The sequence below is a fragment of the Rheinheimera sp. genome, from assembly GCF_020217005.1.
In the GTDB taxonomy this organism is placed as follows: domain Bacteria; phylum Pseudomonadota; class Gammaproteobacteria; order Enterobacterales; family Alteromonadaceae; genus Pararheinheimera.
Genome location: NZ_JAIWOI010000063.1, coordinates 1 through 10000 on the forward strand (window position 1 = coordinate 1; position 10000 = coordinate 10000).

10 protein-coding genes and 1 pseudogene are annotated in these 10000 nt (G+C 47.3%); 2 read left to right on the forward strand and 9 right to left on the reverse strand.

Annotation, left to right across the window (positions count from 1 at the left end):
• A pseudogene (locus tag LDL40_RS03105) lies at positions 1-305 on the forward strand (energy-dependent translational throttle protein EttA); the annotation flags it as partial.
• Between the two features lie 66 nt (positions 306-371).
• Here LDL40_RS03105 and glnB read toward each other — a convergent pair.
• Positions 372-710: a nitrogen regulatory protein P-II gene (gene glnB, locus LDL40_RS03110; RefSeq protein ID WP_053425941.1), complete on the reverse strand. Its 339-nt coding sequence runs from the start codon at positions 708-710 to the stop codon at positions 372-374.
• Positions 711-717: 7 nt separating this feature from the next.
• Positions 718-2331, reverse strand: coding sequence for an NAD+ synthase (locus LDL40_RS03115; protein WP_300993628.1), 1614 nt, complete (start codon positions 2329-2331; stop codon positions 718-720).
• Between the two features lie 162 nt (positions 2332-2493).
• Between LDL40_RS03115 and LDL40_RS03120 the strand changes: the two genes are divergently transcribed.
• On the forward strand, positions 2494-3012 hold the full coding sequence (locus LDL40_RS03120) for a GspH/FimT family protein (protein WP_300993629.1): 519 nt from the start codon (positions 2494-2496) through the stop codon (positions 3010-3012).
• Between the two features lie 4 nt (positions 3013-3016).
• On the opposite strand, the gene LDL40_RS03125 is transcribed toward LDL40_RS03120, so the two are convergent.
• The 7 genes from LDL40_RS03125 to LDL40_RS03155 all read right to left on the reverse strand — a co-directional run.
• Positions 3017-3421: a type IV pilin protein gene (locus LDL40_RS03125; protein ID WP_300993630.1), complete on the reverse strand. Its 405-nt coding sequence runs from the start codon at positions 3419-3421 to the stop codon at positions 3017-3019.
• A complete protein-coding gene (locus tag LDL40_RS03130; RefSeq protein ID WP_300993632.1) occupies positions 3418-4974 on the reverse strand; it encodes a hypothetical protein in 1557 nt (518 codons plus the stop codon). The genes LDL40_RS03125 and LDL40_RS03130 overlap by 4 nt, the downstream gene beginning before the upstream one ends.
• Positions 4961-5344: a hypothetical protein gene (locus tag LDL40_RS03135; RefSeq protein ID WP_300993633.1), complete on the reverse strand. Its 384-nt coding sequence runs from the start codon at positions 5342-5344 to the stop codon at positions 4961-4963. Before LDL40_RS03135 ends, LDL40_RS03130 begins: the two co-directional genes overlap by 14 nt.
• Before the next feature lie 12 nt (positions 5345-5356).
• Entirely contained in the window at positions 5357-6298 is a 942-nt protein-coding gene (locus LDL40_RS03140; protein WP_300993634.1) for a PilW family protein, read from the reverse strand.
• Position 6299: 1 nt separating this feature from the next.
• Complete coding sequence (locus LDL40_RS03145; protein WP_300993635.1) at positions 6300-6791, reverse strand: prepilin-type N-terminal cleavage/methylation domain-containing protein; 492 nt, start codon at positions 6789-6791, stop codon at positions 6300-6302.
• 63 nt (positions 6792-6854) lie between these two features.
• Positions 6855-7280, reverse strand: coding sequence for a type IV pilin protein (locus tag LDL40_RS03150; RefSeq protein ID WP_300993637.1), 426 nt, complete (start codon positions 7278-7280; stop codon positions 6855-6857).
• Positions 7280-10000 (reverse strand): pilus assembly protein (locus tag LDL40_RS03155; protein WP_300993639.1); only part of this gene is annotated, 2721 nt, incomplete at its 5' end. The genes LDL40_RS03155 and LDL40_RS03150, both read right to left, overlap by 1 nt.

Genomic DNA, 10000 nt, shown 5'->3' on the forward strand with positions numbered 1-10000 from the left:
TGCATTTAGCTGCGCTGTTAAAAGCGGGCGGCAACATGCTGTTACTGGACGAACCGACCAACGATTTGGACGTTGAAACCTTAAGGGCGTTGGAAAACGCTATTCTGGACTTCCCGGGTTGCGCCATGGTGATCTCGCACGACCGTTGGTTCCTGGACCGTATTGCCACGCATATTCTGGATTACCGTGACGAAGGTAAGGTGAACTTCTTCGAAGGTAACTATTCAGATTATGAAACCTGGATGAAAGCGACTTACGGTAGTGATGCGATGCAACCACACCGTATCAAATACAAAAAGATCTAAGCAATAAAATGGGGTCAGATCACATTAGTTATGCGTAACTAATGTGATCTGACCCCATTTTAAGTTTTACACTGCGTCTTCGTTTTCTTCGCCTGTACGGATACGGATCACCCGTTCCACATCAAACACAAAAATTTTACCATCACCAATACGGCCTGTCTGGGCCGTTTTGATAATGACATCAATGCAGCGCTCTACCTGTTCATCCGGCAGTACCAATTCAATTTTTACCTTAGGTAAAAAGTCGACCATATACTCTGCACCACGGTACAGTTCGGTATGGCCTTTTTGGCGGCCAAAGCCTTTGACTTCAGTCACTGTCATGCCGGTGATATTAATTTCGGCCAGAGCTTCGCGTACATCGTCTAATTTAAAAGGCTTAATAATAGCTTCAACTTTTTTCATGACTTCCTCAGCGCTGTTTCCGCATCCACGATGTGATGGGGTATCTTCTGTCTTTACCAAAGTTGCGGCTGGTCACTTTTGGACCTACGGCCGACTGGCGTCTTTTGTATTCGTTGATATCAATCAGGTTTAACACCCGGCGAACTGTGGCTTCATCATAGCCCATAGCCACTATGGCAGGCAGCGACTTGTCCTGTTCGACATAAGCTTCAATCATGGCATCTAAATCATCGTAAGGTGGCAAATTGTCCTGATCGGTTTGATCCGGCGCCAGCTCAGCCGATGGTGGCCTGTCGATCACCCGTTGTGGGATCACAGGCGAAATACTGTTGCGATATTCTGCTAAACGATACACCAGCGTTTTTGGCACATCTTTAATCACGGCAAAACCACCACACATATCACCGTACAAAGTGCAGTATCCGACGGCGTTTTCGCTTTTATTGCCTGTGGTCAGCAGCATACGGCCGGTTTTATTCGACATCGCCATCAACAGCACACCGCGAATACGGGCTTGCAGGTTTTCTTCTGTGGTGTCTTTGCCCCGGCCTTTAAACAAGGGGGTTAACTGCTGCATAAAGCTATTGTACATAGGCTCAATAGAGACTGAATCAAACTCAACCCCCATCACTTGCGCCTGAGCTTTGGCATCTTCCACACTCATAGAGGAGGTATAAGCAAAAGGTAACATCAGAGCTTGTACTTTGTCCGCCCCTATAGCGTCTACTGCGATAGCAAGTGTTAAGGCCGAATCTATACCGCCTGATAAGCCTAAAACCGCGCCAGGGAAACCATTGTGCTGAATATAATGGCGGGTGGCCATCACTAAAGCGGCATAAACTTCCGCTTCGACAGAGAGGCGTGGTGCAAGCTCGACATGGCCATACTGCTGACCAGGGCCTGTTAAATTCACTGTAGCCAGTTCAGGTTCACAGGCTTTACCACGAAACACCAGCTGAGCTTGAGGGCTTACAACCAGCGACTGGCCATCAAACACCAGCTCGTCCTGCCCTATCACCTGATTGACATACACAAAACCTAAATGCAGATGTTTAGCCAGGGTTTGCAGCAACTCTTCGCGCTGCTGCGCTTTGCCTAGTTCATAAGGGGAAGCATTGAGTACTAAAGCCCAGTCTGCCCCCTGCTCTTTGGCTAATGCAGCCGGCGCGCCCTGCCAAACGTCTTCACAAATCAGCACAGTAAACCGCTGGCCCTTCAGCTCAAAACAACAAGCTTCAGTGCCTGCGGTGAAATACCGTTTTTCATCAAACACGCCATAATTGGGCAGCGCTTGTTTGTAGTAGCGGGCTATCACCTGGCCGTTTTGAATCACAGAAGCGGCGTTATACAAGGCTTCGCCATCGCGCCATGGGTGGCCCAGCACCAGTGTATTGGGCAATTTAGCCGCACAAATTTGCTGCAGGCTTTGTTCAACCAGCAACTGAAAGTCAGGCCGCAGCAATAAATCTTCCGGCGGATAACCTGTTAACGCCAGTTCGGGAAACAACAACAAGTCGCTTTGACTGCCTGTGGCAATCTCCAGCACTTTGGCAGTATTTTGCGCCACAGCAGCCACAACAAAAGGCTGCTGTACCAGGGTAATAGAGACAGCAGAGGACATCTGAACCTGCACTAAAAGATGAAAAAACTGCCGCTATGGTAGCGATTTTTGCCGCCGGACTCAATCAAGCTTACTTAGATACAGTGTCTTAAGCATATTTTAGAAATTTAACATAAATGCAACTAAACTGAAGTTTACCTAACTACAGCGCAGTTAGTATCCATGACTGAACATCAGCTCCCCAAAAACCTGGCAGCCTTTAGCTTAATTGAAGTGTTAGTAGTACTTGTTATTCTGGCTATTGTTGTAGCAACAGGCATACCTGACCTGAAAGAGCTTTGGCAACGTATGCAAGCTGAGCATTTTATGCGGCAACTCAGCCAGCATTTGGCGTATGCCCGAGTACAAGCCATAGCTCTGCAAGACCCTATACAAATTTGCCCACGCCACGGTCAGGTCTGTAGTCCAGACTGGAATTCAGCGCCAATACAGCTGCATCAGAAAGCAATAAAAAGCTGGCAAGATGTATTGCTACGTGAATTAAAACATCCGGTTAACAGCCACAAATTGTTTTATAACAGACCTTCATTGCAGTTTCGCAATGACGGTAGTTTGGATTTGTTGGAATCAGGAACTTTTGTCTACTGTAGTAAAGAGCCCTATCACTGGCATTTCAGATTAACGGTCAGTCAGGCGGGGCGCAGCCGCTTGTGGCAGGAGAATACCCCCTGCCCACACTAAAAAGTTAGTAAGTCCAGCAGACGGAAGCTGGTTCGCTGCTTTTTTGCCCGTAGTTGTTAAGCAAAAATACCTGACAGTTTTTGTCCTCCGCCTGAGCTTGCTGTGCCTGAGCTTTCAGCTGATAACCTTGTTCTGTCACAACTGCACTGATTTTATAACGACCTGACTCTGTTACAAACTCTTTAGCAGCAAAACCCAGTTCGACTAAATTAGCGCTATACCTTCGTTGATCCACCAGCAACATTTCCTGTAAACCTGCTACCTTCAACAAGGTTTGCATAGCCTCTACTCTGTAACTTTTTAACGCATGCTCCTGATACCCGGGTAATAAGACAGAGGCCAGAATACCTAAGATGGCAAGTACAACCAGCAATTCTATAAGTCCTACCCCCTCTCGTTGCTTCCTCATTCATAGGCTCCTTCTTCATTTTGATAAGTACCCATTAAATGCCAGCGCGGAAAGCTCTGTTGTTGCATTGCTTTACTGCAATGAATGCAATCGGGGCTTATTTCGAGTAGATTCTCAATCAAAACTTGTCGCTGGTTTGTTTCAACCAGAGCAAAACCTCCCTTAGCATTGGTTGTTACAGCAAAAGCACCAGCAGTTTTTTCTAAAGGCAGCACTGGTTGACGATAGACAGAAGAACCGTGATGTAAATGCAACGCTAACAACTCCGCAGTAACTTGAGCCAGATCACAATATTGATCGCTCGCAGAGCTGATCAAAGACAGGTAAAGAACTCCTGCAACAACAATTGGCATTTGAGTTAAACGCCCACCAAGCAAACTGTACCAGCCATGTTTTTGTTGCAACTTATACCAGTCGTGCTCAGTAAATACGGCATTTTCAGGTACTTCTGGCAAAGTTCTGTTGATCAAATCTGAGTTGAAGGAGCTTTGGCCACTCTGTAATTTCAGCACTACCAAAACGCTATCTTGCTGTTGTAACGCGACGAGTAACAGGAGCCACTGACTTCGTCTGGAATGAAAATCACTGCCCGAACCCCCAGCAGGAACAGCGGCATAAACAGATCGGATAAATTGTATATCGCTGAATTTTAATTCTTTTAAATCAGCGACAATCTCTAAACCATAAAACTGATTATTTTCAATTTGGGCTTGCCAAATTTGCCCCTCCCTGGTACCAAGCAACAGAGTGTCAAGATGTGAATCTCGGTTTTGATCATAAATAGCCAAAGCGCCGGACAAACTTGATATGTTCTGAGCCGCATCCAACCGTGCCTGCACCACTCCTGTCCACAAATCCACCTTGTACAACAAGGTTGTCTGCTCTGCTGCAGCTGTATTTGGCAATAGAACTGCTAACGGGCTTACCAAGGGGTGAGGGCTGTGATCCTGTAGCAGCAACGGCTGAGCCATTGCCCCGGTTAGATTTGCAAATGCCGCATCAGAAGGACTAACGGTCCATAAAAGTTCCGGATATTCAGGATCATTCAGCAGCAATGCGAAATAGGTTGGACTAAAGCTGCCACTGATTAGAACAAACTGGTCTTTTTGTCCCAACTGTCGCTCGGCTAAAAGTAAGGGTTGATGTAACTGTAGATTCAGATCCGTCAACACAACTTTCAATTCAGAGAATAGTGGGAGCATCTGCCAGGGTAGCCACCAGACTGTTTTTTTAGCCTTGTCATCACTAAACCATTTCAACACTCCCGCATAACTGATCACTTTGTAGTTTGGGGCAATATCAGCTGGCAAAGACTGGCTTTGTACCTCAAAACTAGAGCAGGAGAATGAATCCAAGAGTTCAGGTAACTGACTAAGCCACAACTCCGTCTCTTCTGGATTTAATTTCAAATGCTGCGCTAACAATAAATGCTGCTCAGTATTAAGTTCAGTCAGTTGCACTGTTCCAAGCCCTGGTATATGACTCCAGATACTGTCGGCACAAAGCTGATGACTGCACAACAACAGGCACAATGCCAGTCTATAGATTTCCATCCCAGCCTCCTTCAGGTAAAGATTGCCTGACCAAAAAGCTAGTGACACTATGTTGGTGATGGCCAAAGCGTTCCAGAGTATTGACTCTGTACCATTTACATTCCGGCACCATACCGCTCCAAGCCGCATACAGTGCCGGGCAAGGGGCCAATTCAAACAAGGTTGAATCCAAGCTTCCCGATTTAATCTGCTGAAGTTGTTGCAGATGTTTGATCTGGGTTTGTTGTTTTAACTGAAAAGACAAAGTGGCGCTATCCACCATTTTTTGGCTTAACTGGGTTTGAAACAGCACAGTAAATGCGATGCTGCTTAATACCAATACTAATATCAGCGTAGTAACCAGAATAAAACCTTTAGAACTTAACATCATAACGACCTCCGTTTATAAGCGTGTGTTGCTAAATGCCACAGTACTGCTGACTAACAGGCGTCGGAACGGATCAGAAGGAGCCTTAAACCAATGCTGGCCCATCTGGTAAAGCTGGTTATTTTGATAACTAAAATCTTCATCTAAACTGCGTAACAACAGATAAAATTTGATGTTGATAATTCTGTGTTTTTGCTGCTGCCAATGCACCAACTGCATTTGTTGGGTCCCCAGATAATAATCAACCTGACCGTCTAAATTGGCATCTAAACCAAATTCAAAATGCATTCTCTCGACTCCATCCATAATAGAGTCTGTTGTCATCACTGACTGACCTGCGGCATTGCGAATTAAGCGTTTGCGCATTAGCACAGGAACTATGCCATCCGCATGTTTTTGCTCACTGATATAAAAGACCTGGTGACTAAAAGGCCAGTAACGAGAGTCAGGGGTTAAATCGGCACTAGAACTGGTGACAAATTTGCTGCTCGCCGCAGAAATTTCAAAATATACCCTGTTGGTACGCATTTCAGTAGCTGGCTTACTAGTTCCGACCAGACGTTTAAACTGCAGCAATTCAGAATCCGCCTTAGGCTGACTTAAACACGACAGGTGATTGTGCTTACCCACTTGTTCTGCATACAAAAACAAGTAAGGCTTACCAGGACTCGGAAAACTACCGGTATCAGACTCCACACTACAATCCCCCAAAACTGGAGCCAACTGATGAGACGAAGCGGCTACATCAGCCAGACTGCGTCCGGCAAAAAACATCAGATTGGGTAACTCAGTCTGAAACAAGCTCATCAACATTTGACTTTGTTGTTGCAACTGCACCAGTTGCTGGGTTTGACGGTTCGACTGCTGGGTAGCAAACAAAGTCCCAATCAGAAAAGTCATCAGCACCAAACCTAAAGTCAGGCTAACCAGCAATTCCAGTAAGCTAAAGCCGCGCATATTAAGGAACCACCACTGAGAGTTGTAAGCGGTGAGGCGATACGTCGCACACTGATGCGGGACGTTGGATTTGTATTTTAGCCAGCGCCTTCCAGCTTAATTGAACCAGCCTCTGGTCAGCTTGTTGCTGGATACAGACTGCAGGTTGTTGTAGCAATTGCAGACTCTGCGATTGGCCTGACGCAGTTAAAGTACTGTACAAATGATAGTGACTCAGTTGTTCTGAGTTACAAAAGTACCCCCCAGTACATTCTGTTGGAGCCTGCGCTGTCCAAAGTGGGTGCACGCCTTCATACTGCCCCGCCTCGCTGTCATGACTGACCATACGGCCAGCTAATTCGGCCGCTAATGACAGAGCTACAGTTTGCTGTGTCGCCATGATGATTTGCTGGCGCGCTAGTAACGACACACTTAAAGCGCCCAAACCGGTAAGGCAAAGTAATAATAAGCTGATCAGAACTTCGGTTAAGGTAAAACCTGAGGCATTCGGCATATCCTGGCGCCCACATAAGTCCGTTTACTTTAAATTTACCTCCGTTCCTTAAAAGGTCAAACCCTACCAACACTTTTTCACTATGGTCACACCAGTGCCACCGTTAGCGCCTTTAATGCCCGCCTGGTTGTAGCTTAACGACGAGCAGTCATCGTTGGCTTGCGGTCCTTTGGCTGTGGCTGTCAGGGTAAAAGTACGGCTGTCCAGGTCGTCCAGCTCAAAGCTGTAACGTTCGGACAAGTCGTTACTGCACTGCAGCTCTGGCAGTTCTGTGGCTTCTCCATTGTCTGTGGCGTAGGTCATGTTGGTGGTGTACACCCTTTCCATAAACTGGGCATATTCTAATAAACAGGCGGCGGCACCAGCTCTGGCGCCCCCCAGCACATAGCCCTGATAAGCCGGTACAGCTATAGCCGTTAAAATGCCAACTATAGTGATAGCGATCAGCAGCTCAATCAGCGAAAATCCGTTGGCCTTAGTTGTCTGCATTAGTTGTCTACCTCACGCCATGACACCCGACCACGTCGGATCTGGGTATTTACGTCTAAATTCACTACATTGGTATTGGCTAAACCTACCGCCATTTTGTCTTCAAAAAACAAAGGTTCAGTGGGCATACTGTCAAAACGTACACCGGACATTTCTATGATGTCTTCCCCCTGGGTCACACCGTCGTCCTGATTAAAGTCTTCATCCGCTGAAATATCAAAAAAGTGGTAGTTCAGCCGGCCACCATGGTAGGGGTCTACTGCCATTACATAGCCATCGCCCTCCGGGTTACATACATTACTGTCGGGAATAATACTGTTGACCACTAAGGTAGTCCCTACTAAACGCGGTGAAGAAACAATTCGCTCACGCTCGTCGGGCAAATCGATAAACCAGCCCTGAAAACCAGCCATATCATTGGCGGCTGAAGGCGATACAATACGGCCTTCAGTGCCATTGCTGTGACTGACATTAGTTAAAACACGCTCTTTCAGTAAAGTGCGGCCTGCCATGGCCGTACCATCCATGATGCCGTACCAGCTTTGTGGGTCATCCAATTGCGGGTCTGGAGTTTCCAGATAACGGCCTGTGCCAAAAAACAGCCATAATTTTCCTGTTTTAGGTTCAGAGCCTAATGCGATACCCCCGGTAATGGATTGGGGATTACCTGCAGCATCTTCGGCCTGGTATAAAGGAGCGCCACCATAAGCGACTGCCCAGTTGCTGGGGTTATTGGAGGACAAATCAAATTTCCAGACTTTGCCTTGTAAGTCTCCGGCAAAAAACCAGTCGGTATTGCCGTTTTTGCTATAGTCCCAGCCTTCAATCTGGCCTAAGCCGTTGTCGCCCGACCCTGTAGTGATCTCCAGATCATCACTGCTCACCATCGAAGTACCGGTTTCGATATCCAGCACCAACAAACCCGGTTTGCCCGTGCTGTTATTGTAGCCATAGCCTATAACTACAGCCCATTTACCGTTGTTTAGCCTGGTAATAATAGGTTTTGAGGTGGTAACACCTAACTGCGGATAACTCTTATCCCACAATAAACTGCTTTGGCTAATTTGCCCCGGGTCGGTAATATCCAATGCAAAAATGCTGTTGCCACCGCGGCCTGTACTACCGACCAGCACAGTGCGCCAGCTGCCGTCAAAATACACATCGGCCGATACTGCAGTGCCATCCACATAATAATCTTTTTGGATCACGCCACTGACATTGGGTTCGCTTAAAGCTTTGAGGTTGGTCTCGGCTGTCAGCATTTGTCGGGGGACATAGGCAAATGCCTCTACTCCTGTTGTCGCATTAAATGCATGCAACATACCGTCATTGGCTCCGACATAAATAATAGGCTGGCGGCTTTTGTAAGCTGCCAGATGGGCCTTGTAACTGCTGGCTTCAGGCCAATTGTAGGAGTGATAATTAAAGTTAACCGGCGCGCCGACATACACAGGTGACGAGTTGGCGATATCGCCTAAAGCTGTGGATCTGTTGCGATAACTACCGCCATTTTGTTGCTCCAGAGCCGGGTTGCCACGGACATAATCCACTACATTACTGCTGCCTAAAGCGGCTTGTTGACTGCCTGCCCCACTGGTTAAATTGGCCCAGACAAATAGCTCGGCAGAGGTTTCTGTTTTACCGAAGTAGATCTCTCTGTCGTCCCAGTCAGGCAGCTGTTCGGCGGCACTCCAGACATAACTGGTCGTGTCTTCGATATTGTAATTCACCAAATCCCCGCTCCAGTCACCACTGTTAAAACGGCCCTGATAAACACTTTGTTCCGCCTGCAACGATGTTGTAGTTCCGGCTAAATTTGAGCCGGAAGCAACACGGGCTATGATGGCAGACAAAGTATTGGATAAGCCTGTGGCGAAAGTATCAGGGTCAGCGGCACTGAAAAAACCACCTCTGCTGTTCACTGCGGCATGTAATAAATCATCAATTTTAGCCGGTTGTGTCGCCAGAGGGTCGGGCCAGGAAATGGCGCTGCTTGCGCCTATCGCATTAAAAGCAGTGCCGGAACTAATAGTGCCTTCAACCCCAAGACCCACGCCAAAAGTGACCATATGTTGCCAGAATGCAGGGTTGATCGGGCTGGTTGGTACCAGGTTATCCAGGTCAGTGCGTAAGTCGCGCTTCCAGTAATACATAGCCACATCGGCCAGTGTATTACTGCGCCCGTCAGAAAAAGGTCCTGTGGGCGCATAGACATAAGAAACCCCACCAGGTTTAGGTATGGTTTGGTTATTAGTCGTACTGCCATCGTTATTAGAACGTGCTGCCGCGGTTTGGGCCTGAGAAGCGCTGTCTTCGCTCCAGTAACCATCTGTCATGAGTATGCTGTAGCTCTGACGACACATAATATGCGGAGAGTCATCATCTGTACCCGGGGTCTGGCCCCAGGGTCCTTTGTTGTCTGTTCTGGAGAAGTACAAACCAGCATCATTGAGCGCCTTGCGCAAAGGTGTACCATTGTAGTCATAGACCCGTTCGTACAACTGATCATAAAAACTCTGCCTGTCGCCACCGGTAAAAGGCCGGACACCGTTAATAATAGTGCTGATGCTGGCACCATCGACCGTAGTACTGCCTTTGTTAATAGCTCCGAAACCAACTCTTAATGCTTCAGTCTGGGTGGAAAAAGCCCGGCCTATGCCAGCCTGCGACGCCAGCAGACGGGAACGGTAATAGGTATACCAATTGGCGAAGTTTTGTAT